We start from the raw sequence: 25,713 nt of genomic DNA, 5'->3' as shown, positions 1-25,713 counted from the left end.
CCAGCCGCGGCTTGACCGCGAGTATCGTCCGGTCTGTGACGGATCAGCAGTACGACGAGAGCGCACCGGTGCCCGCCCTGGCCGGTCTCGTTCGTACGGTCTGGATCCAGCGGACCGCGTCGGAGCCCTACCCGCAGCGTGATCTGCCCACGGGTGGCGTCGAGCTGCACTGCCCGGTGGGCGGCGTACCGCGGGTGATCGGGCCGCTGACGCGCGCCCAGCCGCAGGTGATCCCGCCGCGGACGACGATCGTCGGGGTGCGGTTCATGCCCGGTGTGGGGACGCCGCTGCTCGGCGTACCGGCGGACCAACTGGTCGACTGTGCGGTGGAGCTGTGGGGTTCCGCGGCAGACGCGATCGGGTCGGCCGTGGCGGATGCGGTGAGTCCGCAGGCGGCGTTGCTCGCGGTGCAGTGGTACCTGGCCGGTCGGCGGCTCCGGCCGGATCCCGTGGTGGCGGAGTTGGTCCGGCGCCTGATGCCGTGGGAACGCACCGGGATCGCCACCGTGGCCGACGAACTGGCGTTGTCGGAGAGCCAGTTGCGGCGGCGATGCCTGACGGCGACCGGGGTCAGCCCGAAGGCCTTACAGCGGACGCTGCGGTTCCAGGGGTATCTCGCGTTGGCGCAGGCCGGGTTCGGGAACGGTCTCGCCGAGCTCGCGGCCGAGACCGGGTACGCCGACCACGCGCATCTGACCCGGGAGTGCGTGCGGTTGACCGGGGTGACACCGCGGGAGCTGCTCGGCGACAAGGCCGATCGATGCGACTGCGGTCACGACCACTCGGCGTCGTACCGGCCGTTCCTCGCGGGGTGGTACGACGCCCGTTTCGTTCAAGCGCGGCGGGGAGGCGCGGCTCTAGCGTCGGTGTATGGAGCTGATCGGGGCTGATCACGCGTTGTACGACGTACTGCGGAAGCCGGCGCTGCCGCAGTACTGCGACGTTCGTCCGCGGGCGATCGCCCGGTGTGCGTCGGCCGACGACGTGATCGAGGCGCTGGCCTACGCACGCAGTACCGGGCTGTCTGTGGCCCCGCGGGGTGGCGGGCATTGTTTCGCCGGTCGCTCGTCGACTACGGGGCTGCTGCTCGACCTGTCGGCGCTGTCCGCGATCTCGGTCGACGGGCAGCGGGCGACGATCGGGGGCGGGGCACGGTTGGCCGACGTGTATCGCGGGTTGGAGCAGTACGGGCTGACCATTCCGGCCGGGTGCGGGCCGACCGTCGGGATCGCGGGGCTGACGTCGGGCGGCGGGCTCGGGCTGCTCGGGCGACGGTACGGGCTGACCTGCGACCGGCTCGTCGCGGCGACCGTGGTGCTTGCGGACGGCACCGTCTTCAGGTGTGACGCGGAGCAGGACGCGGACCTGTTCTGGGCACTGCGCGGCTCCGGTGGTGGTCAGTTCGGCGTGGTCACGGAGCTGACGTACGCCGCCGTACCGTCACCGGCCGCGATCCGCTTCAACCTGACGTGGCCGCGCGATCGGGCCGCCGACGTGATCGCCGCGTGGCAGTCCTGGGCTCCCGATGCCCCTGACGAGATGACCGCGAGCTTGAGCGTGACCGCGGACGTGGTGCGTGTCTTCGGCGCCTGCGTCCGGCCGGACTTCGGAGATCTCGGGAGCCTCGGACCGCAGGCCGAACTGCGGGACGACCTCTCGTGGGCCGAGCTCAAGTCCAGCTTCTCGGAAGGCGACAGCGACGATCGCATCCAGCACAGCAAGTCCGAGTTCTTCCAGAGGTCGCTCGCCCGCGCCACCGTCGACCAACTGCTCGAGGCAGGCTGTGAGCTCAACTTCACTGCGATGGGCGGCGCCTACAACCGCGTCCCGGCCGACGCGACCGCGTTCGCCCACCGCGCGGAGCGCTTCCTCCTCGAACACGTGAGTCCCGGACGCGACGCCGTACGCCGCTCGTGGGCCCTCGCGCACCCGCATGCGTCCGGTCACGTCTATCCGAACTTCCCCGACCCCGACCTGACCGACTGGGCCACCGCCTACTACGGCACGAACTACCCCCGCTTGCAGAAGATCAAGCAGACGTACGACCCCGGCGGTGTGTTCCACTGCCCACAGACGCTGGGAGGTTCCCGATGATCCGGCTGTACATGAGTATGTCCCTCGACGGTTTCGTGGTCGGCCCCGACGACAGCCCCGAGGAACCCATGGGCCGCGGCGGGTTCCGGCTGTTCAACTGGCTCGACGACCGGCACTCCGACGGGCCGAGCGGGCAGGTGTACGCCGAGTCGCTCGCCACCGGCGCACTGATCGCGGGGCGTCGTACGTACGAACACGCGGGGCGCTGGCAGGGCGATCATCACGACGGGGTGCCGATCTTCGTCCTCACCCACCACCCGGACGACACACCTCCGGGAACCGCGCGCTACGTGACCGACGTCGCCGACTGCGCCGCCCAGGCGAGAGCCGCCGCCGGAGACCGCGACGTGATGGTCCACGGCGCGGGAGCCGCCCAGTCACTCCTCCGCGCCGGCCTCCTCGACGAACTCGAACTCCACGTCGTCAACGTCCTCCTCGGCCAGGGCCGCCGCCTCTTCGACAACCTCCCCGCCGAATACATCGAACTGGAACCCCTCCGCCAACTCCAAGCCCGCGACGTAACCCACCTCCGCTACCGCGTCCTGAAATGACGGTTTAACTGCAGCTGGGAAAAATGTGTGGGCTGAGGGCTTGAGAAGGTTGGATATTGGCCTCAGAGTGTGGTGCGACTGATCCACGCCCCTGGGGAGGTTGTTCGCATGCGGAAAGTGCTTCCTGCTCTGCTCGCTGTTGTCGGCTCGCTGGTGATGGGACTTCCCGCGCACGCGGCGGCGCCGGGTCCTGTGTACGCGCCCGAGCACTCGGTGGCCGATCCCGGTGTGTTGCTGTCGGGTGGTGACTTCTACGCGTTCACGACCGGACCCGCGGGGCGCGTCAGCCGCGGGGACACCGCGAGCGGGCCGTGGCAGGGCGTCGGCGCCGCGCTGGACCTCACCACTCCTCCCGCCTGGATGGACACCAGCCGCGACGTGTGGGCGCCGGACGCCTGGCAGACATCGGCGGGGTTCGTCCTCTACTACTCGGCCGTCGCGAAGGACTTCGGCGGGCAGCGGTGCATCGGCGTCGCGACCGCGAGTCAGGCCGGCGGACCGTACCGGCCGATCGGCGACACCCCGCTCGTCTGCCCCGGTGCGCGGCACGGCGGCGAGGACGCCGTACCCGGACGACCGATCGCGACCGCCGGGGTGATCGACCCGTCGCCGTTCAAGGACAGCGAAGGACGCCGCTACCTGCTGTACAAGACGCAGCAGATCCCGTCGACGCTGCGCATGGTCCGCCTCGGCGACGCCGGCCTGCACTGGGCAGGCAGCGCCAGCCGCGAACTGCTGCAACGCGACGGCATCATCGAGAACCCGACGATGGTGCAGCGCGGCTCGCAGTACGTCCTGTTCGCCTCCCGCTACGGCTACGACAACTGCAGCTACGCCACCGTCTGGCTGCGCTCCACGGACCGCTGGAACTTCGCGACAGCGACCGAGCACTCGCTGATGACGTCCGCCGGCACCGGCCTCTGCGGCCCCGGCGGCGCGGACGTCACTCCCTCGCTCGACGGTGGCTGGCGGATCTTCCTGCACGGCTGGGTGTGCGGCACCGGTACGTCGCCATGCACTAACAGCCAGATCACCGACGGCGTCCCGCACCGGAGAGTCCTGTACGCCGCCATTCTCAACTGGAGCGCGGACGCGACACCGTCCGTCGGCGCCTTCCTCTGACGCGTCTCAAAGCCAGCGCGGCAGCGGCTCCGCGCGCTTCCCGTCCGGGCCGACCACCTCGGAGTACGGCCGGCCCGACAGGTAGGCGGCCACCTCCGGAAGCGGCCCGGTGACCGCCGGTACGTCGCCGCGCTGCGTGCGGATGTCCTCGCACAGCGCCTCGAGGAAGTCCGCGGGCAGATCGGCGAAGGTGACGCCGGCGCCGAAGTCGACGGCATGGATCATCACCTCACGGGAGCGCATCCACGGGATCCTGGTCGCCGGGATCGATTCGCCCTGAGCGGTACGGACCGGTGCCTGCCATTGCTGGTCCGTCAGCGTCACCATCGATGCCCGGAGCACCGACGCCGACTCGTCGAACCACGACCGCAGTTCCTCCGCCGATCGCGACGTACCCTCCTCGATGTCCGCGTTCCGCACCTCCGCGGACGGGTACATCGGCCGCTCCTCGCCGGTCCGCGCCCAGTGCACCAGGTTGCCCAGCGCCTCGGCGTTCAGCGACAGGTGGGCCGCCACGTGCCGCCGCGACCACCCCGGCAGCAACGACGGCGCGTCCAGCTCGCCCAGTGCCCGGCGGCACAACGCCGTACCGTCGTCGACCCACTCCAGAACCCGCTCCGTCACCTGGTCCATGAAGGGGAACGTAGCCCACGACGGCGCGGGTTCTTGCAGCGGTGGGGTCTTGTGGTGAGACTGACCCGCATGAAGGAGGGGACCTGCGCATGGTGACGACGATCGGGGTGGTCGGGCCGTCGGACCTGGTCACCTCCAGCAGCCGGATCGTCAAGGCGCTGCGTGGGGTCGAGGTCGTCCCGCTGCGGTACCGGCGGGAGACCGACACGCCGAAGGTGATGGCCGACGCTCCGGGCAGCGTCGACGCGTGGCTGTTCACCGGCGTCGTCCCGTACCAGATCGCCGCCGCGCAGGACCTGCTCGACCGCCCGGCGGCGCACGTGGAGTACACGGGCGCCACGCTCATGCGCGCCCTGGTGCAGCTGCTCCGCGAGGGGCACGACGTGACCTCGCTGAGCATCGACGTTCTCGACGAGGCCGAGGTCCGCGAGACGTTCGACGAGGTCGGGCTGCCGATGCGCGGGGTCACGGTTCTCCCGTACCGTCCCGGCCTGAGCCTCGACGACATCGTCGCGTTCCACCACCAGGCCGGCGCGACCGTCGCGATCACGTGTCTGCGATCGGCGTACGAGAAACTCCGGACCGAGCAGACGACGCTGCGCCTCGCGCCGTCGGTGCACTCGGTCCGGGCGGCGGTGAACAGGTTGCTGCTCGTTCATGACGCTTTGCGCAGTGACGATGCGCAGATCGCGCTCGGTCTGGTCGAGATGTCCCCGGACGCCGAGGAGGCGCTGCGCCGCGAGGCGGGCTCACTCGGCGGCAGCGTCATCCGGTACGACGACAAGCGCTGGCTCGTGGTGGCGACCCGCGGACCGCTCGAGCAGGCGACCGCCGCGTTCACCGAGCTGGGCATGCTGACCCGGCTGAAGGAGCAGTTCGGGCCGGTCCGGATCGGGTTCGGCATCGGCGGCTCCGGGACCGAGACCGAGGCGCTGGCCCGCCGCGCACTCGGCCGGGCGAAGACGGCCGGGCGTACGGCGGCCGTCGTGTCGCTGCGCAACGACATCGACCTGGTCCTCGTCGGCGGCGCGGCGCCGCGCGCGCAGCAGCGCTCGAAACTGCAACTCCTCGCGCAACGCGCCGGCCTCTCGAAGGCGACCCTCGAACGACTCCAGGAGCTCGTCCGCGCGACGGACGACGGCCTGACCACGCGTTCGGTCGCCGACCACCTGGGCATCCAGCCGCGGACCGCCCGCCGCGTGCTCAACCGGCTCGAGCGGGCCGGCCTCGCCGACGCGACCGGCACCCAGCTCGGCACCGGCAGCGGCCGGCCGCTCGTCGTCTACCGCGTTCATCTCTGATTCCTGCTTTCATCGGACACAGCCCGAACGGTTGACGCACTCACGCACGTCCGGCTAATTTCAGCCATGACCGTAATTCGGTGCGCGCTGGCCCGGGAGGCCTTGTGGACAAGCGATTCGCACGGGGACTGATCACCGCTCTACTCATCTGCACAGGACTGGTGAGCGTTCCCGCTCCCGCCGGTGCCACTGTTCCGGCCGTGACCGAAACTCCAACGGTCACCAACCTCGGTCCGGCGTCCGCCGTCACCTCGACCAGCGTCGCCGAGCAGGTCGGCGACCGGATCTGGACCATCACCTCCGGCGTCTCGCCCGTCCAGGTCGGCGCGTTCGACCCGGTCAGCAAGCTCGTCGACCGCAAGTTCTCACTGCCGACCGGCGCCGGCGCCTGGGCGATGGCCCACATCGGCACCGACCTGTACATCGGCCTCTACACCCCCGGCGACCTGTACAAGGTCGACACGACCACCGGCAGCGCCGCGAAGGTCGCCCAGTTCGGCTCGTTCATCTGGTCGATCGCCGCGACGCCCGACGGCAGGATCGTCGCCGGCACCTACCCCGACGGCGGCGTGCACGAGTACGACCCGGCCACCGGGGCCACCAGGACGTACGGCGCGGCCTTCCCCGGCGAGCAGTACGTCCGCAGCATCGCCGCCGACGCGACCACGATCTACGCCGGTGTCGGCACGAAGGCTCACCTGGTCGCGATCGACCGAGCGACCGGCGCCCGCCGCGACGTCCTCCCCGCGCAGTACGCGGACCGCACGTTCGTCGCCACCATGGCCCTCGAGGGGACGAAGCTCGCCGTGAGCCTCTCCCCCACCGGGACCATGCTCGTCTTCGACACCACCGACCTGAGCAACCCGGTCGAGGTGCAGACCCCCGGCGGCGACCAGTACATCACCGCGATCACGATCGCCGGCGCCGACGTCTACCTGGGTACCCGGCCCTCCGGCACGCTCTACCGGTACCGCGACAACACGCTGACGCGACTCGGTTCGCCGTACGACGGCGCGTACTTCAACCGGATCTTCGTCGACGGCTCCACGAGCAGCACGATACGGGCCGAGCTCACCAGCCAGGTCGTCGACTTCGACGAGGCGACCGGGACGTTCACCGGCACGGACCTCGGTCAGGCCGGGCTGCCACCGGCGCCCGAGCAGGGCATGGCGATCGCCGCGACACCGACGTCCGTGCTGGTCAGTGGCAAGGCGGGTATCCAGGTCCACGATCTGGCGACCGGCTCGAGCACCCGGACGTTCCTGCCCGGCGAGGCCAAGACCATGACGCCGGTCGGCCGGAGCGTGTATCTCGGGGTCTACACGCTGGCCCGCCTCTGGCAGATGAAACCCGACGGCTCCGACCTGCACGAGCTCGGCCAGATCGGCAACGAGCAGACCCGCCCGACGGACGCGGCGTACGACGAGCGCTCGCAGACGTGGCTGCTCTCCACCGAGCCCGACTACGGCAAGTACGACGGCACGCTCGTCGAGCAGCACCTCGACACCGGGCAGCGCGAGGTGCACCGCGGCGTCGTACCGCACCAGTCGGTCCGCTCGCTGACCACCGCGGACGGCGTCGCGTACCTCGGCGGCGCGACCCGGAACAGCCTCGGCACCGACCCGATCCTGCCCGAGGCAACCGTCGTCGCCTTCGACCAGGGCCGCAACCAGGTGCTGTGGGAGACCCCCGCGCTCCCCCGCGCGCAGAGCTACAGTTCGATCGCGCACTACCGGGGCCTCCTGTACGCGACCACAGACGACGGGCGTCTCGCCGTCCTCGACCCGCGCACCGGCAAGCTCCTGACCAGCGCCACGCTCGGCAGCAGCCAGACCCGGCTGGTCATCGCCCGTTCCGGCCTGTACGGCACGGACAGCAAACGCGTCTTCAAGATCACGCCGAACGCCACCGGCGCTCCGACCGTGAGCACCGTGGTCGACGGACTCGGCGCGCAGATCTACGGCTACCCGCTGATCACCACCTCGCACGACGGCGAAGCGCTCTACACGATCAAGGGCCGCGACCTGGTCCGTATCGGAGGACTCCGATGACCATCTCCCGCCGTACGGCGCTCGCCGGCGCGCTCGCGACCGGCGCCGTGACCGCACTCGCGGTCCCCGCAACAGTCCCCACAACCGCCCACGCGGAGGACGGACCCATCGACGGATCCACGCTGCCCAGGTTCGGTGCGGCGGTCGTCACCGCCGCCGTCGTCGCGATGGCGGTGCACGACGGCCACGCCTACGTCGTCAGTCGCGGCATCGTCCCGCCCCGGCTGTCCGAGATCGACCTCACCACCCGCCGCGTCACCAGGACGGTCGAGCTGCCGACCGGCGAAGGCGGCTGGGGCATCACCGTTGCCGCGGGCAAGGTCTACGCGGGGCTCTACCCCACTGCGGACGTCTACTGTTTCGACCCGGCTGACGGATCCGTGACCCACGTGGGGGCTCTGGCAGGTCCTGGCGGCTTCGTCTGGGACATGACGACGGCGCCCGACGGCCAGGTGTTCGCGGTCAGCTATCCGAACGGCGCCGTGTGGCAGATCGATCCCGCCACGAACACGGCCACGCACCTCGGGGCGCCGGTCCCCGGAGCGCAGTACGGCCGGTACGTCGGTGCCGCGGGCAACCATATGTTCGCCGGGATCTACACGCCGCCGCAGCTCGTCGGCTACGACCGCGGCACCAAGGTCTTCCGGGACCTCACCCCCGAGGCGTCCCGCGGGCAGTTCTTCGGCCCGTTCGCAGGCGCCGGCGACCGGATCTACGTCGGCAGCAGTCGCGCGCTGCTGAGCATGGCGCTCGACGGCAGCGACGTACGCAGCGTGCCGCTGCCGGCGGGGCAGTCCAGCGTCGACTCGCTCACGGTCGCACCGGACGGCACGGCGTACCTGACGACCCGGACGTCAGGGACGGTCTGGTCCTGCGGGCCGCAGGACACGAGTCTCACCGCCATCGCGACGCCTGCACCGTCCGACGAGCACCGCCGCCTCGTGTTGCTCGACGCAACCACGCTGCTCGGCGCGACCGGGTCGGGCGTGCTGTGGTGGCTCGACGTCACCACCGGTGAGTTCGAGCTGCTCGATCTCGTCGACGCCGGGTTCACGCCCGCGCCGGACAAGCCGCAGTCGATCGTGACCGGCGATCCCCACGTGTACGTCGGCGGGCACTGGGTCGTCACCGAGCACGCGATCGGCACCGGCGCGACTCGGCGGTTCCGCGTCGCCGGCGAGGCCAAGACACTGACCTGGCTGCAGGGCGAGCTGTACTCCGCCCTGTACCCGAGCACCGAGGTGGTCCGCATCAACCCCCGGAGCAAGGAGGTGCACAGCTTCGGCCCGATCGGGAATCAGCAGATCCGCCCCTGGCAGGCGGCGTACGACGAGAACTCGAAGCTGCTCGCGATCGCGTCCGCGCCCGGTACGGGGAAGCTGACCGGTGCGCTCACCCTGCTCGACGTACGCACCGGCGAGATGGACGTGCGGTACGGCATCCTTCCCGACCAGAGCGTGATGACGGTCTCGATCGTCGACGGTATCGCCTACATCGGCGGCGACGTCGTCGGCGGCGGTGGCATCACTCCCACGCGGACCTCGGCGGCGATCGCGGCCTTCGACCTCGGCCGCCGTGAGCTGCTCTGGACCGTCGAACCACTCGCCGGCGAACGCTCGATCCAGAGCGTCGCCGTCCACGACGGCGTCCTGTACGGCGTCCTGAAGCGGACCAGCGGCGCCTGGTTCACGTACGACCTGCAGACCAAAGAGGTCGTCCGCGGTGCGAACAAGCTGTCCGGCTACGGCGAGATCTACACCGACCGGACCGGGGTCTACTGTGAGACGAACTTCGGCGGGAACCTGTATCAGCTGGGCCCGGGACTCAGCTCGGCGAAGCTGCTGGTGAACAAGCTCGGCGACGGGTGGTACACCGTGCCGCAGCTGACGCCGGTGCGCGGCGCAGAGCACAGTGTCTGGGGCCTCGCCGACCGCGATCTCGTCCAACTGCCGTTGCCGTAAGCACCTACCGGAGGATTGCCGAGATGGACAACAGTCAGCTCGCCCGCGACGGCGGGACGCCGGTGCGTACGGCCCCGCTGCCGTCGGTGATGAACGCGACCGGCCGGCGCTTCGGCGACGACGAGGTGAAGGCGGTCGAGCGGGTGCTCCGCAGCGGCATGCTGTCGGCCACCTGGGGCGCGGAGGTCCCGGCCCTCGAGCTGGAGTTCGCTTCGCTGCTCGGCGCCGGGCACGCGGTCGCCTGCAGCTCGGGTACGGCGGCCCTGCACCTGGCGGTCGCGGCGGTGAACCCTGATCCGGGTGACGAGATCATCACCACGCCGATCAGCGACATGGGCACGGTGTTCCCGATCATGATGCAGAACGCCGTGCCGGTGTTCGCGGACGTCGACCCGATCACGGGGAACCTGACCCCGGAGACGGTCGCCGCCGCGATCACCCCGCGGACGAAGGCCGTCATCGTCGTCCACCTGTTCGGCAAGCCTGCCGCGGTCCGGGAGCTGCGCGAGCTGTGCGACCGGCACGGGATCCTGCTGATCGAGGACTGCGCGCAGGCGTACCTCGCGCCGGTCGGCGACACGTACGTCGGACGGATCGGGCACATCGGCTGCTTCAGCCTGCAGCAGACCAAGCACATCAGCGCGGGCGACGGCGGTCTGACCGTCACCGACAACGCGCAGTACGCCCGCCGGATGCGGCTGTTCGCCGACAAGGGCTGGCCGCGCGACACCGACGAGCGGACGTACCTGTTCCTCGCGCTCAACTACCGCATGACCGAGCTGGTCGCGTCGGTGACGAGGGCGCAGCTCAACCGGTTGCGCGGCGTCGTCGAGGATCGTCGTACGGCGGCACTCCGGGCGACGGCCGCGATCGCGGACCTGGACGGGATCACGGCGCCGCCCGACGGGCACGACCACGTGTACTGGCAGTACCCGCTGATCGTCTCCGAGGCGGCCGGTGACATGCGCGAGTGGGCCGCCGCGCTCGCCGCCGAGGGAGTGCCGGCGAACGGCGGGTACCTGACCAGCCCGCTGTACGCCGCACCCGCGGTCCGCGAGCGGATCACGTACGGCCGGTCGGGGTTCCCGTTGCAGGACGTCTCGTACCCGGACGGCCTGTGCCCGAACGCCGAGGACCTGATCAACCACCGCCTGCTCGTCCTGCCCTGGAACGAGAACTACACCGACGCGGACGTCGACGACATCGTCACGGCGATCCGCAAAGTCCACCACGCCCTGGCCCGGAAGGCATGATGACCGACTCTCCCCTGCTGCTCGACTGCGACATCCTGGTCGGGCACGACGTGACGACGGGCCGCTGGGGGCGGCCCGAGAACGTCGCGAAGGTGCTCACCGACAGCGGTATCTCGGGCGGCGTCGTGTCCGCGCTGCGGGCGGTGCACTTCGACGTACCGTCCGGGAACGACGAGGCGCGGCAGGTTGCTGACGGCAACGGGTGGGCGATGTGCCCGGTGCTGGACCTGCGCGACCCGCTCGGCGCGGAGAAGGAGCTCGAGCGGCAGCTGGCCCGTGACACGCCGCCGCGGGCGGTCCGGCTGGCGCCGGCCGCGCAGAGCGTCGAGCCCGGGTACCCGGCGTTCGGGCATGTCGTGCGGCTGCTCGTCGACGCGGGCCTGACGATCTTCACCGAGGGCGACGTCCGGAAGGTCGGACCGGCACTGCGCGGGCTCGGGGCCCGGGTGGTGTTCCTCGACACGCACTTCTACTACCTCGGCGACTTCGTGCTCCTCGCCCGCTCGGAGCCCGGGTTCCACACGTCGACCCGGATGCTGACCGGTCCGGACTCGCTGGAGATCGTGGCCGCGGAGGTCGGCGCGGAGCGGCTGGTGCTCGGCTGCCGGACGCCGTTCCACGAGACCCGCTCGGTGATCCGCCGGCTGCTGACCTCCAAGCTCAGCGCGGACGAGATCGCCCAGGCCGGAAGCCGCAGCCTCGAGACCCTGCTGGAGCCCGCATGCTGATCGACGTACACGCCCACTGGGGTCCGTGGTTCTTCTCGATGGACGTCGCGAGCATCGACGTGAACATTGACGGGCTCGACCGGTTCGGCATCGACCTCCAACTGGTCTCCGCGATCGAGGCCATCGTGTACGACGCCCCGGCCGGCAACCGCTCGCTCGCCGAACAGCTCCCGGCCGACCCGCGGCTGCGCGGCATGGTCGTCGTCGACCCGCGGCGCCTGGACGAGGCCCGGACCGATCTCGACGAGCTGCTCGCGGGGGACGGCCGGACACGCTGGGTCGGCGCGAAGATCCACAGCGAGTACAGCCGGACGCCGGTCAGCTCGCCCGCGATGCAGGCGGCGATCGAGCTCACCACGGAGTACGGCCTGCCCACGCTCGTGCACACCTGGAACGACACCGTCGTCGATCTCGCCGACGTCGCCGCCCAGGTCCCCGGGGCGCGGGTGATCGCCGGTCACATGGGCGCGCCCGGCTGGCCCCGGGTCCCGGAGGCCGCGGACCGCTCCGACCGGATCTGGTTCGAGCCGTGCTGGTCCGCCCCGGACGCGAACCGGATTCGCTGGATCCTGGACCGGATCGGCCCCGGCCGGATGATGTTCGGTACCGACGCCACGCTGATCGACCCGTCGGTGGCGCTCGGCGCCCTGGAAGCCGCCGACCTCACCCCCGACGAGCACGAGGCCATCACTCACCGCAACGCCACCGAGCTGTTCGGCCTCTGACCGCACCGCCGGGCCGGTCGGGTCAGGGACTGACGAAGACGACGATGTCGTGTTCGGGGCCGCGGACCTCCGGCTCTGTCCAGCCGAGGTGGCGGTAGAAGGCGATTGCGTCGTGGTTCTGGTTCCACGCCAGCAGCCAGGCCCGTGGGTTCGCCGCGCCGGCCGCCTCGAGCAGGCGGCGGGCCAGACCCGTACCGCGGGCGTGCTGCAGCACGCCGAGCTCGTCCACCTCGAAGGCGCCGATCAGCAGCGCCTCGACCTGCTCGGTTCCGAGCCGGTCCAGGACGCTGCCGTACGAACGGTCGGTCCGGAACGGTGCCGGCGTCGTCCAGCCGGTCAGGAACCCGGCGATCCGCCCGTCGCCGGACCGCTCGATCCACGCCTGGAACCCGTCCCGCTCGACATCCGCCTCGAGCCGCTTCCGGAACGCCCTCCGGGTCTCCTCGGGGTCCCGATGCTCGAACGGTGGCGCGGTGAAGACCTCGACGTACGCCGTGGTGAGTTCGTCCGCGATCTCCAGAAGGTCCCGCCCATACCTGTGCACCGCACCAACCTAAGCGTTGGAACGGTGCGTCGTCCGCCGGGCTACTTGACCGCGGCCGACTCCAGATCCGCCGGTGCGGGCGGCTTCGCCACCGGTGCGGCGGTGCCGCCGGGCGTCGCCGCGATCGTCTCCAGCTCGGAGCGGAACTGCGGCAGCATCCAGCGCAGCGGCTGGTCCAGGACCCGCGCGATCGTGGCCTCGTCGATCTTCAGCAGACCGCCGATCCGGGCGAGCGCGTCCGGCTCGTCGACGGCGGCGTACAGCAGATGGACGACTTCGTGCCGGTGCGCGAACACGGCGAGCGCCGCGGCCGCGAGACCGGCATCGATCTCGGGCGGACTTGTGGTGGGCGGACTTGCGATTTCCCCGTTGACTGTCACGTCACCAACAACCCGTCGAGGGCCCCTCGGGTTACGCCCTAACGGAACGGGACAGTCACCCAAGGGCTCTGCTCGTTGCTGAGGAGAAGCTTATGGTTGTCGCGGGCCTCGGTGTACCAGTTCCGGGAGAAGTCTCCGTCGAACTGGATGCAGCGGCCGAGGAGGTAGCCGACGCCGAACTCCTCCCACGAGGCGTAGCGGCGTTGGGCCTCCTGGCTGAGCTCGCGGAGGGCGTCGAACATCTCGGCCTGGGTGCAGAAGCGGGTGCTCCGGCCCCAGCGGGCCATGGCGGAGGCGCGGCCCAGGTCCCAGGCTGCGGTTGTGCGGACGTACCTGCCGTCGGGGATCAGGCCGTCTTCGCGGAGGCGCTCCTCGCAGTGGAGGACCATCAGGATCAACTCGCCGCGAGCCGCTATGACCCTGTCGAGTTCGGGGTTCGTGCCCGGACGAACGGGAGCGCCGGACTGCGCGACGTGCTGGCGGATCGCCGACTCGTCGTACTGGCGCCACTGGGCACCGTCGACCGGGCCGCCGAAGTGCTCGATCAGCATGTTCCGGGCGTGCAGTACGTCGTCCCAGCTCGACGTACCGACCTCGCGGTCCAGCAGCCGACGCTGGATCTCCTGCCAATCGTCGCGGACTTTGACGTCCCACCACTTCTCCACCAGCGCGAGTTCCGCGCTGTAGCCGTTGCCGTGGTGCTCCGTGGTGTTCCAGGCGTAGCCGTTCGTGATGCAGAGCTGTGCGCCGCAGGCCAGGCCGTGCAGCAGAGAGCCGGGCTCGGTGGCGTTGCTCTGACGAGTGATGATGCGGCCGGAGAAGTAGCCAGGCTCCCAGTACTCGTCATGCATCTGCAGCATCAGCTGGAGCATCTTGTCGCCGAGTTGCAGGGCGTTCTGACACGGCGTCTCCGGGTTGACCAGCAGGACGTCGACGTCGCTGAGCATCTCGACCAGGCCGCGCAGCGTGGTGAACTCGTACACAACCTTGGGGTGTGGGCGAGGCAGCACGTCCACGGTGTAGACGGACAGCGCGCGTAGCCCGTCGCCCAACTCGGCGATGATCGGCTGCCGCTTCGCCGGCTCCTGGTGGGCGTGTGTGATCGCCACCGGGTGGTAGACGCCGGCGGTCGCGAGAATCGACAGGTAACCGGAGACATCCGGGTCGTCCTTGTCCCGGTAGAGCAGTCTCTCGACCGGCGTCGGCGCCACCCAGGGGCCGTCGGCCGGCTCTTCGATCCGCGGGAGCACCTCGTCGTGGTCATCCGCCTCGCCGACCGCATACCCGAGATCGACCAGGTCGTTGACGACGTCGACGTCGTCGAAGGATCCGGGGCTCTTGTCCTTCCCAAACATGCCCCAGAACTTACGCGGTGCAGCGGGTCAGGTATCGCGCTCAGCTCGGCAGCCAGGAGACGTGGCCCAGCAGGTACGTGGCGCCGATGAGGGCGGCCGTGTCGATCAGTGTGTGCGCGACGACGAGCGGCATCACGCGGCCCCAGCGGCGGTACAGGTAGCTGAAGATCACACCCATGACGACGTTGCCGGCGAAGCCGCCAAGGCCCTGGTAGAGGTGGTACGACCCACGCAGCAGCGCACTCGTCGCGGTCGCGCGTCCGACCGACCAGCCGAGCTGGTCGAGACGGTGGTTCAGGTAGCCGAGCACGATGACTTCCTCGAGTACGGCGTTCTGCGCCGACACCGCGATCAGGATCGGGATCCGCCACCAGTTGCCGGGCAGCTGTGACGGGTCGACGGTTAGGTTCGCGCCGGTCGCGTGGGCGCCGATGTAGAACAGCAGCCCCGCTCCGCCGACGGCGGCCGCAACCGCCGTACCGCGTCCGAGATCGCGGATCCGGTCCCGCAGGTCGAACCCGATCGTCCGGAACGACTCCCGGCCGCGCGCCAGGAAGTGACCGACCAGCGCGACCGGCACCAGCGCGGTCACCACCGCGAACACCTGCCACGCCAGGTCCAGCCACGGCCGCCCCGGCGCCCGGGAGCCTACGATCACCGCCGTCTGCCCGCTGATCGCCTTCCCCGACGTCAGCACCCCCGTCAGCGAGATGATCGCCGCGACTGCCGACGCTCCCAGCGACAGGGCCAGCACCAGCCAGACCTCCCGCGTCAGCACCCGCCGACTCACACCGAAGTCACCAGAGTCGACTGCGTCCGCCGGTCGGGGCGGGTCTTCGGCGGCGCGCGTCATGCCTCAACTATCCCGCGCGGCTCCACCCAGCAGGTCGAGCAGGTGATCGAACACGTCGCCCGGATCGGTGTCCAGGTCGTACTGCGACTGGACCTGGAGGCCGTCGGACAAGGCGATCAGCAGCGTCGCGATCGCATCCGGGTCGGCCGCAGAGTCGAACGTGCCTGCCGCCTGGCGGGCGCGGACCGCGTCGGCGAGCGCCCGGCGAACCCCGGCGTACCGGTCGACGAAGTACTCGTGCGAGCTGTGCTCGGGGTCGCCCGCCTCCGCGGAGAACGTCGAGTAGAGCTGCACGAGCCCCGGCACCGATCCGTTGTGGCGGACGATCGCGGTCAGGTTGCCGATCGCGTCGGCGCTGTCGAACCGGGCCAGGTCGGCCTCGTCCCGCGCTCGCAGGACAGCCTCGAACAGCTTCTCCTTCGAGCCGAAGTAGTGCAGCATCCCGGCTTCGCTCAGCCCGGCCGCAGCGGCCACTTCGCGCGTCGACGTCTTCCGGTACCCCTGCCGCGCGATCACCTCCAGCGCCGCCCGCAGGATCTCGGCGCGCTTCGCGACGCCCTTCGCGTACGGACCCCGGGAACCAGCCATACCCAAAACCTAGCATCACTTGGTTTTCGCGCGTACAGTTTCCGGCATGAACTTCGACGATCTCCTCGGCCGCCTGACCCTCGAGGAGAAGGTCCTGGTCCTGACCGGCCAGGACTTCTGGTCCACGCATCCGCTGCCCTCGATCGGACTGCGGTCGATGGTGCTGTCCGACGGCCCGAGCGGCGTCCGCGGTGCGGTCTGGGACGAGCGGGACCCGTCGCTCAACCTCCCGTCGGCCACGGCGCTCTCGTCGTCCTGGGATGTCGGCATCGCGCACCGGTACGGCGTGGTGTCGGCGCTCGAGGCCCGCCGGAAGGACGTCGACGTCGTCCTCGGCCCGACGATCAATCTCCATCGATCGCCCCTGGGCGGCCGGCACTTCGAGGCGTTCAGCGAGGATCCCGTCCTGACCGCCGACCTGGCCGCGGCGTACGTCGCCGGCGTCCAGGAGCTCGGCGTCGGCGCCACCCCGAAGCACTACGTGGCGAACGACTTCGAGACCGACCGCTTCACCGCGGACGTCGCGGTCGACGAGCGCACGCTGCGCGAGGTCTACCTGCTCGCCTTCGAGAAGGCCGTCACCGAGTCCCGCGCGTGGCTGGTGATGAGCGCCTACAACTCGATCAACGGCGCGACCGCGTCGGAGAACGACCTGCTCGAGACCCCGCTCAACACGGACTGGGGTTTCGACGGCGTCGTCGTCAGCGACTGGACCGCGGTACGCAGCCTGGAGAGCGCCAAGCACGCGCAGGACCTGGCGATGCCCGGCCCGGTCGGCGCCTGGGGCGACGCGCTTGTCGACGCCGTCCGCTCCGGCGAGATCGAGGAAGCCGCGATCGACCGCAAGGTACGGCGAATTCTCTCGCTCGCGGCCCGCGTCGGTGCGCTCGAGGGCTTCGCGAAGCCGGCCGATCCGCCGTCCGTCGACGGCGTCGCCTTCGCCCGTACGGCGGCCGCGGAGGGCACCGTTCTGCTCCGGAACGAGGGTGCGCTCCCCTGGCGTCCGGAGGCGCTGACGAAGGTCGCGGTGATCGGTCACAACGCCCGCGACGCCCGCACCCAGGGCGGCGGCAGCGCGACGGTGATCCCGGAGTCGGTGGTCTCACCGCTCGACGGCGTACGGGCGGCGCTGCCCGGCGCCGAGATCACCTACGCGATCGGCGCCGTCGTCCAGGAAGGTGTCGCCGAGCTGTCGCCGTCCGCCATGACCAACCCGGCGACCGGCGGTCCCGGCGCCCGCGTCCGGTTCCTGGACGCCGACGGATCGGAGCTGTTCGCCGAGGACCGGTTCGCCAGCAGGCTCGTGTACATCGGGGGTGCCGCGCCGATCGGCAGGACGTCGACGTTCGAGTTCCACACCCGGTACACGCCGTCCGAAACCGGCACGATCCGGCTCGGCTTCGCGTCGGTCGGGCTCGGCCGCATCTTCGTGGACGGCGCGCTCGCCGGTGAGCTCACCGCCGTACCGGAGGGCACCGATCCCGCCGAGATCGTGCTGGCGCCGCCGTCGGTCTCCACGCCCGTCGAGGTCACCGCCGGCGAACCGATCGACCTCCGGGTCGAGCTCGAACTCGCCAAGCACGACGGCGCGTTCGCCGAGGCGATGGCCGTCACGATCGGCGTGGAGCCGGGCGACGACGACCCGCAGGTCCTGATCGACGAGGCGGTCGCGGCGGCCCGTGCCGCCGACGTCGCGCTGGTTGTCGTCGGCACCAATGCGCGAGTCGAGTCCGAAGGGTACGACCGGACCACGCTCGCGCTCCCCGGCCGCCAGGACGACCTGGTCCGCGCGGTCGCGGCCGCGAACCCGCGCACAGTCGTCGTCGTGAACGCGGGCTCCCCGGTGCTCCTCCCCTGGCGGGACGACGTGGCGGCGGTGCTGGCGACGTACTTCGGTGGTCAGCAGTACGGCGACGCGCTCGCCGACGTGCTCCTCGGCCGGAGCGAGCCGGGTGGGCGTCTTCCCACGACATGGCCGCGTACACAGGACGACGTACCGGTCATCGACGTCACGCCGCAGGACGGGGTACTGCGGTACGACGAGGGCATCCACATCGGGTACCGCGCGTGGCTCAAGGCGGGGACCGAGCCGGCGTACGAGTTCGGGCACGGTCTGGGCTACACCACGTGGGAGCTGTCGGACCTGCGGGCGAACGATCCGTCGTCCGTCGCGCTGACCGTCCGCAACACCGGCGAGCGCGCCGGCAAGCACGTCGTCCAGGTGTACGTCGAACGTCCCGGCAGCACCGTCGACCGTCCGGTGCGCTGGCTGGCCGGATTCGCCGTCGTACGGCTGGACGCGAGCCAGGCCCGGGAAATCACGGTGCAACTGCACGAGCATGCCTTCGAGCACTGGGCCGACGGCTGGACCACGGAACCCGGAACCTTCACGATCCGAGCCGGCTCGTCGGTCTCGGACCTACCGCTCTCTGCCGAGCTCCAGCTTCCTTAACCCGGCCGTTGTGCCACGCGGCGGCCGGTGTCGGACTGCCAGTAGAGGACCGACCGTCCGGAGCGCCGGCGCTCCAGCAACCCGGCGTCGGTCAGGACACGCAGGTGGTCGGAGATGGTGGCGAGTGACAGACCGGTGGTGGCGACCAGCAATGTCGTGCTGACCGGCTCGGCCGCTTCGACCAGGATGCGGGCGCGGTTGCGGCCGAGCAGCTGCACCAACGGTTCGCCGGGAGTCGCGGTGGTCGCGAAGATGCCGGTCACGGCGTACGTCAGTGCGAACCGGTCCGGCAGCCGCCAACTGACGTTGACGCGCTGGGTGTGCGCCGCGATGAACATCAGGTCGCGCCCGCGAACGTCGGTCACCGGGTAGTCCCAGCGGTTCACCTGGATCCGCCCGTCACCGAGCCAGCGCACGTCCGGACCGAGCCCACGCAGTACTCCGGACCAACCCTGCTCGCTGAGTCGCGACGTCCGCGACACGATGTCGGCCTGCAGGACCCGCAGCCGCCGCGGCCAGTCCGGCTCGACCGTCGTCCGCCACACCCAGCGCAGCAACTCCGCCGCCTCCGCGGCGAGCCCGGACGACGAGACCAGGACCGACGGCAGGGGTGTCCGGACGACGCTCAGGTCCGCACGGATGTGGTCGTCGTCGAGCGAGGTCAGGTACGCGAGCTCCGCCTCCAGCGTGAGGTCGGGCTCGAGCGGCGGCACGGTCAGGAAGTCCGCGACCCAGCTCCGCCCGAAGGCGCTGTCCAGGAGTGCCTTCCAGACCGGGTTCGCCGCCACCGCGGCCTGGAACGCGGCACTGTGCGCGTCCTTCCACGGCCGGAACCACGGCTCCACCGGCGCGCGCAGCAGCTTGAGCGCGGACACCGTCTCGGTGAGTTGCGACGTACCGAACCGCGCGTTCGCGAGGGTGTCGGCATCGACCAGGAACTCGGACAACGTTTCGCCTCCACCCGAAACTGTAGGCGACGCACGGACGGAGGTCGATGCTGCAGGCCATGAGCACGTACCGCGCGATCTTCGCCAACCGGGAGTTCCGGAACCTGTGGATCAGCAGCGCGCTGGGCAATGCGTCGTCGACGATGACCAGCCTGACGCTCGCGATCCTGGTCGACGCCGCCACCGGGTCCGCCTTGCTCGCGGCGACGATCATGTTCGGGCCGTCGCTCGCCCAGGTGCTCGGTGTGTCCACGCTGATGTCCGCCGCGGACACCGCCCGGCCGCGTCGGGTGCTGACGCTGCTCGCGGCGCTCTCGACCGTTGCGGTCGGCATCCAAGCCGCGGTCGACCTGTCCCCCGGCCTCCGGCTCGTCCTCTCGCTGGCGGTCGCCTACGGGCTCTCGATCGGGGCCGGCGTCCGCTGGGGACTGCTCGGCGAGGTGGTGCGGTCCGACCAGTTCGTCCTCGGCCGGTCCGCGATGAACCTGTCGGTCGGCGCGATGCAGATCGCCGGCTTCGGTGTCGCGGGCGTCCTCCTGCAGGCGGTCAGCCCGTCGACTGTGCTGTGGATCGCGACGGGCTGCGCCCTCCTCGCCGTACCGGTCATCCGGTTCGGCCTGCAGGACCGCGCGCCGCGCCGGGTTGCGCGCACCGGCCTCGCCGAGACCTGGCGCGGCAACCGGCGGTTGCTGGCCGAACGCCGCACTCGTCCGCTGCTGCTCGCGCTCGCACTCCCCAACGGCCTGATCGTCGGCTGCGAAGCCCTCTTCGTCCCGTACGCCGGTCCGCGTGCGGGCTGGCTGTTGGCCGCTGGAGCCGCGGGCATGATGACCGGGGACCTCGTCGTCGGCCGCTACCTCACCCGGCGGCGCCGGCTCGTCGTGGCCCGCTGGCTGCGGTTCCTGCTGGCCGTACCGTTCCTGGGGTTCGCGTTCGAGCTCCCACTCGCGGTGCTCTGCGTCCTGGTCGCGATCGGAAGCAGTGGTTACGCCGCGTCGCTCGCGCAGCAGGAGATCCTCGTCGACCTCACTCCGGCCGAGTTGCGCGGCCAGGTTCTCGGGCTGGAGTCCGCGCTGCGGATGACGACGTTCGGCGTGGTCGCGATTCTGGCCGGTGCGCTCGCCGACCTGACGTCGGCCGCTCCGGTGATGACTGCCTTCGCCGTCGCGTCCCTGGTGGTCTCCGCCGCCCTGACCCGACCGCTCGCCCGGATAGGCTCGCCGCATGGAAGTGGTCCGGCTGCGGAAGGTCTCCAAGCGGTACGGGCGCCGGGAGATCCTGGCGGACGTCGACCTGCACCTGAACGCCGGTGAGCTGCTGGCGCTGGTCGGCGCGAACGGCTCCGGCAAGTCGACCGTCCTGCGGCTGATGGTCGGGCTGTCGCGACCGTCCGCGGGAACGGTACGGCGCAACGCCCGCGTCGTCGCCTACGTGCCGGACGTCTTCACGTCGCACGACCGGCTGTCCGCGGCGGCGTACCTGACGCACATGGGACGGATCCGGGGACTCAGCACGAGTACGGCGCGGGACCGCGCGCACGCGCTGCTCGACCGGCTCGCGCTCTCGGGCGGGGCGGACACCCCGATGCGGAAGCTGTCGAAAGGCAACGCGCAGAAGGTCGCGCTGGCGCAGGCGCTGCTCGATCCACCGCAGCTGCTCGTCCTCGACGAGCCCTGGTCCGGCCTCGACGCCACCGCCCACTCCACCCTGCGCGAACTCCTCACCGAGACCGCGGAACAGGGCGCCGCAGTCGCGTTCACCGAGCACTCCGCCGACGTCGTCCGCTCGACCGCCACCCGGGTCTGCGAACTCGATCACGGCAGGCTCACCGCCTTGCGCCACCAGACCGAGCTCACCGAGCTGCGGCTGATCCCCGGCGCCGCCATCGACTGGGACGATCACCCCGACGTCGTCGAGGTACGGCGTACCGAGGCCGCCGTCACCGTGACGCTGCCGACCGGCCGGCACGACGCGGCGCTGCTCACCGCCCTCAACCACGGCTGGTCGGTCCTCACCGTTCGGCAGGTGAATCCCGAGTGAGCGCGCTCTACCGCTACCTGCTGACCAGCGTCCTGCTCTCCCAGCGGTACCTCCCGCCGACGTTGATCTTCCTCGCCTCGATGGCCGTCGGTACGACGTCCGACAACGGTCCGCTGCAGTCGTCGTACTCGTTCTGCGTGCTGGCCATGCTCGTCTGCACGACCTGGCTGACGGTCGCGATCGTGAATCACGAGGACCCCACCCAGCACAAGATCACGCTGGTGATGATCGGCAGCTCCTTACGCGTGCTGGCGATCACGGTCGCCGTCGTCATCACCTGGTGCGTGCCGCTGCTGGTGATCGGCCTCGTCTACCCGATCGTCACCGGCAAGCACGTCGTGACCGCCGCGGACCTCGGCGTCGGCGCAACAGCGCAGCTCGGTGCGGCGATGATCGGGGTCGCGATCGGCCTGCTCTGCTCGCGACTGGTGATCCCGCGGATCGGGATCGCGATGCTCACCGCGGCGGCCGTGATCCTCCTGGTCCTGCTGCTGCGCTGGAGCTCACCGATCCGGCCGATCATGACCGTGCTGTCCAACGACAAGCCGGCCGGCGCCAACGCCGTACCGCTCACGCTGCTGGCGCTGGTGTCCGCGATCCTGCTGGCTGCCGCCGTCCTCGCGACCAGGGCCGTCGCGGACCGCAGGGATTGATCAGGACGCGGCGATCGACGACAGGCCGTGCGGTGCGGCCGAGCCGCGGATGATCAGCGAGGTCGCCAGCTCGACGTGGTGCGACGCGACCGGCTCGCCCGCGGCCAGCTGCAGCGCGGTCCGGAGCGCGACCGCGCCCATCTCGCGCAGCGGCTGCCGCACCGTGGTCAGCGGCGGCGAGGCCAGCCGGGCGACCTCGGTGTCGTCGAAGCCGACCAGGCTGAGGTCCTCCGGCACCCGCAGACCGCGCGCCCGCGCCGCCTCGAGGATCCCGAGCGCGACCTCGTCGCTGCCGGCGAAGATCGCGGTCGGCCGGTCGCGCAGGTCGAGCAGCTTGGTGCCGCCGGCCAGCCCGTCGTCGTACAGGAAGTCGCTCAGCCAGATGTACTCCGGCGGTACCGCGGCGCCGACCGACTCCATCGCGCTGCGGTACCCGCTCATCCGCGCCTGGTTGCACCCGGACGTCGGCTTGCCCCCGACGTACGCGATCCGGCGGTGGCCGAGGGACAGCAGGTGCTGCGTCGCGGCCATCCCGCCGGCGAAGTTCGTCGAGCCGACGCTGGTGACACCGGGCTCCGGAGTGTTCGCCGGGTCGATGACGACCAGCGGCAGCCGGGCCCGGGACAGCGCGGCGAGGTCGGCGTCGGACAGCTCGCTGGTGATGCCGATCACCGCCCGGCGGCCGCTCCCGACAAGGTGCCGGATCCAGGGCGCCGCCCGGCCGGACGCCGCCGCGTTCGCGGTCGGCGGATGCCTCGGATGGGAGCTCAGCACGACGTCGACACCGGCGGCCTGACCGGCCTCGACGACGCCCTGGATCACCTCGACCGAATAGGCGTTGACCACGCCCTGGTAGAACAGCTCGACCGTGTCCCGCTGCACGGGCTCCGGACGCCGTCCGACGTACCCGTGCCGCTCGAGGACCTCCTGGACCCGGGCGCGGGTGGCCGGTGAGACGTCGCTGCGCCCGTTCAGCACCTTGGAGACCGTGGCGACCGAGACGCCGGCCGACCCGGCGACGGTCGCCAGGGTCACCCGACCCTTCAACCGCGTCATCTCATCACCCTCCTCCGGGAGCTTCGCTGATCGAGACCGGCGTCGTGAGGACGCGGTCGTGCCCCACCACCCTCACATCTCCGGTAATCCGCAGCATGCCACGACACGGCAGGTCCGCCGATGACGTGCCCACCATCACTTCGAAGTCCCCGGGCTCCACGATCCGCCGCAGGTCGGGCCCGGTGTACGCCGTGCGATCGGCGTGCACGCGGAACGTGACGTCCGCCGCCCGGCCGGGCTCGAGCGTGACCCGCGCGAACCCGGTCAGCAGCTTCAACGGCCGCGCGACCCGGGCGACGACGTCGCGCAGGTACAGCTGCACGACCTCGTCGCCGCCCCGGTCGCCCGTGTTCGCCACCCGCACCGTGGCGGTGAACTCGCCGTCACTGCCGATCTCCGGCACGCTCAGCCGGAGATCGGCGACCGTGAAGTCCGTGTACGACGCCCCGTACCCGAACGGGTACAACGGCCGCGTCTCGAGCCCGCTGATGCCCGCGCTCTCCACACTCCCGAGCGCAGGCTGCAGGTACGTACCGGGCTGCCCGCCGACATGCCGCGGGAGCTGCACCGGCAGCTTCCCGCTCGGCACGATCCGTCCGCTCAGCACACCCGCGATCGCCGCCGCCCCTTCCTGCCCGGGCAGGAACGCCTGCACCAGCCCGGCGACCCGGTCCGCGTATTCACCCAGCGCATAAGGCCGCCCCGACACCACGACGAGCACAACCGGCTTCCCGGTGCCGAGCAGCGCGTCGAGCAGCTCCCCCTGTACGCCGGGCAGCCGCAGATCCTCCGCGTCACATCCCTCGCCGGACGTACCGTGCCCGAACAACCCGGACAGGTCACCGACGAACGCGACACACAACTCCGAGTCCTGGACCAGCGCCACAGCCTCGGGGAAGCCGGAGCGATCGTCACCCATGACCGCACAGCCCTTGGCGTAGGTGAGATCCGTACCGGGCAGTTCGTTGCGCAGGGCATCAAGCGGTGAGGCGATCTCGATCCCGGGCCCACGCTCGGGGTATCGCGGGAGGACATGGTTCGGGAACGCGTAGCACCCCATCAACGTGCGCGGGTCGTCTGCGCATGGCCCGACAACCGCAACCTTGCTGAGATCGGTCAGCGGAAGTACCGAACCCGCGTCGAGGAGCACGACCGATTTCTCGGCCAGCTCGGCGGCGATGACCCTGTTCTGCTCCGAGTCGAGGTTGATCGAGCCGGCTTCGACAGAGCACTCCGGTGTCCATCCCTCGTCCAGCAACCCGAGCTGGGCCTTCTGCACCAGCACGCGCCGCGCGGCGCGGTCGATCAGCTCCTCGGGCAGCTCCCCCGCCTTCACCTTGTCCAGCAGACCGGCGTACCCGATCGTGTCCGGCAGCTCCACATCCGTCCCCGCCGTCAGCGCGAGCGCCCCGGCAGCATCGTTGTCCGCGGCAACCCGGTGCATCGATGCCAGGAACGGCACCGCCCAGTAGTCCGAGACGACCGTTCCTTCGAAGCCCCACCCGTCACGCAGTACGTCGGTGAACAGCCACGGGTCCGCGCTCGCGGGCAGTCCGTCGAGGTCGGCGTACGAACTCATCACCGACGCGGCGCCGGCGGTCGCGATCGCGGTCTCGAACGCCGGCAGGATGAAGTCCAGCAACTCGCGCCGGCCCATCGACACCGGTCCGTGGTTCCGCCCGGCGCGCGAGGCGGAGTACCCGGCGAAGTGCTTCAGGGTCGCGAGCACCCCCGCGCCCTGCAGACCGCGCACGTACGCCGACCCCAGAATCCCTACCAGATAAGGGTCCTCGCCCATCGTCTCCTCGACCCGGCCCCAGCGGTAGTCGCGGACCACGTCGAGGACGGGCGACAACCCCTGGTGCACACCGGCCGCGGCCATGTCCCGCCCGATCGCGGCGGCCATCCGCTCGACCAGCGCCGGGTCGAACGTCGCACCCCAGGCGATCGACGCCGGGTAGACGGTCGCGCCGTACGTCGTGAACCCGGTCAGGCACTCCTCGTGGACGATGGCGGGCACGCCGAGCCGCGATCCGTCGAGCACCACCTCGTGCTGCCGGACCACCTCGGCGATGCCCTCCTCGACCGTCTGCGGGTAGCTGCCCCAGACGCGGGTCAGGTGACCGAGGCCCTCGCGGCTCGCGTCCTCCAGCGACGGCGAGCCGCCGACCGAGAAGACGTCCTCCATCGGCGCGACGTTGATCGTCTCGTCGGCGGGGAGCTCGGGCTCGCCCATGTCGTTACCGGCCCACCGGCTGCCGAGCTGGGCGATCTTCTCCTCCAGAGTCATCGCCGCCAGCAGCAGGCCGGCCCGCTCATCGGCGGGCAGGGACGGGTCGCGCCACGGCCGGTCAGAATCGATGGACAAGAAAATCTCCCTTGATGCTCATTCGTTTCGGAGAGCAATTATCGAAAAGTTTTCGAAG

The 25,713-nt window shown here is 70.7% G+C and carries 23 protein-coding genes; 14 read left to right on the top strand and 9 right to left on the bottom strand.

Annotated features, from left to right (window positions below):
• The first annotated feature begins 35 nt into the window (after positions 1-35).
• From BJY22_RS22890 to BJY22_RS22875, 4 genes are all read left to right on the top strand, one after another.
• A complete protein-coding gene (locus BJY22_RS22890) occupies positions 36-890 on the top strand; it encodes a helix-turn-helix domain-containing protein (protein WP_167209945.1) in 855 nt (284 codons plus the stop codon).
• Positions 871-2,094: an FAD-binding oxidoreductase gene (locus BJY22_RS22885; protein WP_167209943.1), complete on the top strand. Its 1,224-nt coding sequence runs from the start codon at positions 871-873 to the stop codon at positions 2,092-2,094. The genes BJY22_RS22890 and BJY22_RS22885 overlap by 20 nt, the downstream gene beginning before the upstream one ends.
• Entirely contained in the window at positions 2,091-2,645 is a 555-nt protein-coding gene (locus tag BJY22_RS22880) for a dihydrofolate reductase family protein (RefSeq protein WP_167209941.1), read from the top strand. Before BJY22_RS22885 ends, BJY22_RS22880 begins: the two co-directional genes overlap by 4 nt.
• 108 nt (positions 2,646-2,753) lie before the next feature.
• Positions 2,754-3,767 carry a glycoside hydrolase family 43 protein gene (locus BJY22_RS22875; protein ID WP_167209939.1) on the top strand — a complete coding sequence of 338 codons (1,014 nt, stop codon included), beginning with the start codon at positions 2,754-2,756 and terminating at the stop codon, positions 3,765-3,767.
• Positions 3,768-3,773: 6 nt separating this feature from the next.
• Here the strand turns inward: BJY22_RS22875 and BJY22_RS22870 are convergent, their stop codons facing one another.
• On the bottom strand, positions 3,774-4,400 hold the full coding sequence (locus BJY22_RS22870) for a maleylpyruvate isomerase family mycothiol-dependent enzyme (RefSeq protein WP_167209937.1): 627 nt from the start codon (positions 4,398-4,400) through the stop codon (positions 3,774-3,776).
• An 89-nt stretch (positions 4,401-4,489) separates the two neighbouring features.
• Here BJY22_RS22870 and BJY22_RS22865 point away from each other — a divergent pair, with 89 nt between their 5' ends.
• From BJY22_RS22865 to BJY22_RS22840, 6 genes are all read left to right on the top strand, one after another.
• Positions 4,490-5,701, top strand: coding sequence for a helix-turn-helix domain-containing protein (locus BJY22_RS22865; protein ID WP_167209935.1), 1,212 nt, complete (start codon positions 4,490-4,492; stop codon positions 5,699-5,701).
• 200 nt (positions 5,702-5,901) lie between these two features.
• Positions 5,902-7,752 (top strand): outer membrane protein assembly factor BamB family protein, encoded by a 1,851-nt coding sequence (locus BJY22_RS43030; RefSeq protein ID WP_167209933.1) that lies wholly within the window; start codon positions 5,902-5,904, stop codon positions 7,750-7,752.
• Positions 7,749-9,713, top strand: a complete 1,965-nt coding sequence (locus tag BJY22_RS22855) for an NHL repeat-containing protein (protein ID WP_167209931.1) — start codon at positions 7,749-7,751, stop codon at positions 9,711-9,713. Before BJY22_RS43030 ends, BJY22_RS22855 begins: the two co-directional genes overlap by 4 nt.
• Before the next feature lie 23 nt (positions 9,714-9,736).
• A complete protein-coding gene (locus BJY22_RS22850; protein WP_167209929.1) occupies positions 9,737-10,966 on the top strand; it encodes a DegT/DnrJ/EryC1/StrS family aminotransferase in 1,230 nt (409 codons plus the stop codon).
• Positions 10,966-11,694, top strand: a complete 729-nt coding sequence (locus tag BJY22_RS22845) for an amidohydrolase family protein (RefSeq protein ID WP_167209927.1) — start codon at positions 10,966-10,968, stop codon at positions 11,692-11,694. The genes BJY22_RS22850 and BJY22_RS22845 overlap by 1 nt, the downstream gene beginning before the upstream one ends.
• Positions 11,688-12,419, top strand: coding sequence for an amidohydrolase family protein (locus tag BJY22_RS22840; protein ID WP_167209925.1), 732 nt, complete (start codon positions 11,688-11,690; stop codon positions 12,417-12,419). Before BJY22_RS22845 ends, BJY22_RS22840 begins: the two co-directional genes overlap by 7 nt.
• 22 nt (positions 12,420-12,441) lie before the next feature.
• On the opposite strand, the gene BJY22_RS22835 is transcribed toward BJY22_RS22840, so the two are convergent.
• From BJY22_RS22835 to BJY22_RS22815, 5 genes are read right to left on the bottom strand one after another with little or no spacing between them, the layout of a single operon-like run.
• Entirely contained in the window at positions 12,442-12,963 is a 522-nt protein-coding gene (locus BJY22_RS22835; protein ID WP_167209923.1) for a GNAT family N-acetyltransferase, read from the bottom strand.
• A gap of 41 nt (positions 12,964-13,004) precedes the next feature.
• Positions 13,005-13,343: a hypothetical protein gene (locus BJY22_RS22830; RefSeq protein WP_167209921.1), complete on the bottom strand. Its 339-nt coding sequence runs from the start codon at positions 13,341-13,343 to the stop codon at positions 13,005-13,007.
• Between the two features lie 38 nt (positions 13,344-13,381).
• Positions 13,382-14,698 (bottom strand): DUF1266 domain-containing protein, encoded by a 1,317-nt coding sequence (locus BJY22_RS22825; RefSeq protein WP_167209919.1) that lies wholly within the window; start codon positions 14,696-14,698, stop codon positions 13,382-13,384.
• A gap of 40 nt (positions 14,699-14,738) precedes the next feature.
• Complete coding sequence (locus BJY22_RS22820) at positions 14,739-15,551, bottom strand: CPBP family intramembrane glutamic endopeptidase (protein ID WP_167209917.1); 813 nt, start codon at positions 15,549-15,551, stop codon at positions 14,739-14,741.
• Positions 15,552-15,554: 3 nt separating this feature from the next.
• Positions 15,555-16,139 carry a TetR/AcrR family transcriptional regulator gene (locus BJY22_RS22815; RefSeq protein ID WP_167209915.1) on the bottom strand — a complete coding sequence of 195 codons (585 nt, stop codon included), beginning with the start codon at positions 16,137-16,139 and terminating at the stop codon, positions 15,555-15,557.
• A gap of 46 nt (positions 16,140-16,185) precedes the next feature.
• On the opposite strand from BJY22_RS22815, the gene BJY22_RS22810 reads away from it, so the two are divergent.
• Complete coding sequence (locus BJY22_RS22810) at positions 16,186-18,591, top strand: glycoside hydrolase family 3 protein (RefSeq protein ID WP_167209913.1); 2,406 nt, start codon at positions 16,186-16,188, stop codon at positions 18,589-18,591.
• On the opposite strand, the gene BJY22_RS22805 is transcribed toward BJY22_RS22810, so the two are convergent.
• Positions 18,588-19,538, bottom strand: a complete 951-nt coding sequence (locus BJY22_RS22805) for an ArsR/SmtB family transcription factor (protein WP_167209912.1) — start codon at positions 19,536-19,538, stop codon at positions 18,588-18,590. The genes BJY22_RS22810 and BJY22_RS22805 overlap by 4 nt on opposite strands.
• Positions 19,539-19,597: 59 nt before the next feature.
• Between BJY22_RS22805 and BJY22_RS22800 the strand changes: the two genes are divergently transcribed.
• The 3 genes from BJY22_RS22800 to BJY22_RS22790 are packed head-to-tail and all read left to right on the top strand — an operon-like array spanning position 19,598 to position 22,231.
• Positions 19,598-20,851 (top strand): MFS transporter, encoded by a 1,254-nt coding sequence (locus BJY22_RS22800; protein ID WP_167209910.1) that lies wholly within the window; start codon positions 19,598-19,600, stop codon positions 20,849-20,851.
• The gene (locus BJY22_RS22795; RefSeq protein ID WP_167209908.1) at positions 20,763-21,578 is read left to right on the top strand and encodes an ABC transporter ATP-binding protein; all 816 of its coding nucleotides are present in this window, start codon (positions 20,763-20,765) and stop codon (positions 21,576-21,578) included. The genes BJY22_RS22800 and BJY22_RS22795 overlap by 89 nt, the downstream gene beginning before the upstream one ends.
• Entirely contained in the window at positions 21,575-22,231 is a 657-nt protein-coding gene (locus BJY22_RS22790) for a hypothetical protein (RefSeq protein ID WP_167209906.1), read from the top strand. The genes BJY22_RS22795 and BJY22_RS22790 overlap by 4 nt, the downstream gene beginning before the upstream one ends.
• Here the strand turns inward: BJY22_RS22790 and BJY22_RS22785 are convergent, their stop codons facing one another.
• Together BJY22_RS22785 and BJY22_RS22780 are read right to left on the bottom strand one after the other, a co-directional pair.
• A complete protein-coding gene (locus tag BJY22_RS22785) occupies positions 22,232-23,287 on the bottom strand; it encodes a LacI family DNA-binding transcriptional regulator (RefSeq protein WP_167209904.1) in 1,056 nt (351 codons plus the stop codon).
• 4 nt (positions 23,288-23,291) lie between these two features.
• A complete protein-coding gene (locus tag BJY22_RS22780; RefSeq protein WP_238350433.1) occupies positions 23,292-25,655 on the bottom strand; it encodes a glycoside hydrolase family 3 N-terminal domain-containing protein in 2,364 nt (787 codons plus the stop codon).
• Positions 25,656-25,713 lie beyond the last annotated feature (58 nt).

The sequence above is a fragment of the Kribbella shirazensis genome, from assembly GCF_011761605.1.
Lineage (GTDB): Bacteria > Actinomycetota > Actinomycetes > Propionibacteriales > Kribbellaceae > Kribbella > Kribbella shirazensis.
Note: the sequence above shows the minus strand (reverse complement) of the source record. Positions and strands in the feature narration are given on the sequence as shown.

Coding starts and splice junctions, on each gene's coding strand:
- BJY22_RS22800 (WP_167209910.1), top strand. CDS start 19,598: ATGAGCACGTACCGCGCGATCTTCGCCAACCGGGAGTTCCGGAACCTG.
- BJY22_RS22810 (WP_167209913.1), top strand. CDS start 16,186: ATGAACTTCGACGATCTCCTCGGCCGCCTGACCCTCGAGGAGAAGGTC.
- BJY22_RS22885 (WP_167209943.1), top strand. CDS start 871: ATGGAGCTGATCGGGGCTGATCACGCGTTGTACGACGTACTGCGGAAG.
- BJY22_RS22880 (WP_167209941.1), top strand. CDS start 2,091: ATGATCCGGCTGTACATGAGTATGTCCCTCGACGGTTTCGTGGTCGGC.
- BJY22_RS22825 (WP_167209919.1), bottom strand. CDS start 14,698: ATGTTTGGGAAGGACAAGAGCCCCGGATCCTTCGACGACGTCGACGTC.
- BJY22_RS22855 (WP_167209931.1), top strand. CDS start 7,749: ATGACCATCTCCCGCCGTACGGCGCTCGCCGGCGCGCTCGCGACCGGC.
- BJY22_RS22850 (WP_167209929.1), top strand. CDS start 9,737: ATGGACAACAGTCAGCTCGCCCGCGACGGCGGGACGCCGGTGCGTACG.
- BJY22_RS22870 (WP_167209937.1), bottom strand. CDS start 4,400: ATGGACCAGGTGACGGAGCGGGTTCTGGAGTGGGTCGACGACGGTACG.
- BJY22_RS22875 (WP_167209939.1), top strand. CDS start 2,754: ATGCGGAAAGTGCTTCCTGCTCTGCTCGCTGTTGTCGGCTCGCTGGTG.
- BJY22_RS22865 (WP_167209935.1), top strand. CDS start 4,490: ATGGTGACGACGATCGGGGTGGTCGGGCCGTCGGACCTGGTCACCTCC.
- BJY22_RS22820 (WP_167209917.1), bottom strand. CDS start 15,551: ATGACGCGCGCCGCCGAAGACCCGCCCCGACCGGCGGACGCAGTCGAC.
- BJY22_RS22795 (WP_167209908.1), top strand. CDS start 20,763: ATGGAAGTGGTCCGGCTGCGGAAGGTCTCCAAGCGGTACGGGCGCCGG.
- BJY22_RS22815 (WP_167209915.1), bottom strand. CDS start 16,139: ATGGCTGGTTCCCGGGGTCCGTACGCGAAGGGCGTCGCGAAGCGCGCC.
- BJY22_RS22845 (WP_167209927.1), top strand. CDS start 10,966: ATGACCGACTCTCCCCTGCTGCTCGACTGCGACATCCTGGTCGGGCAC.
- BJY22_RS22785 (WP_167209904.1), bottom strand. CDS start 23,287: ATGACGCGGTTGAAGGGTCGGGTGACCCTGGCGACCGTCGCCGGGTCG.
- BJY22_RS22840 (WP_167209925.1), top strand. CDS start 11,688: ATGCTGATCGACGTACACGCCCACTGGGGTCCGTGGTTCTTCTCGATG.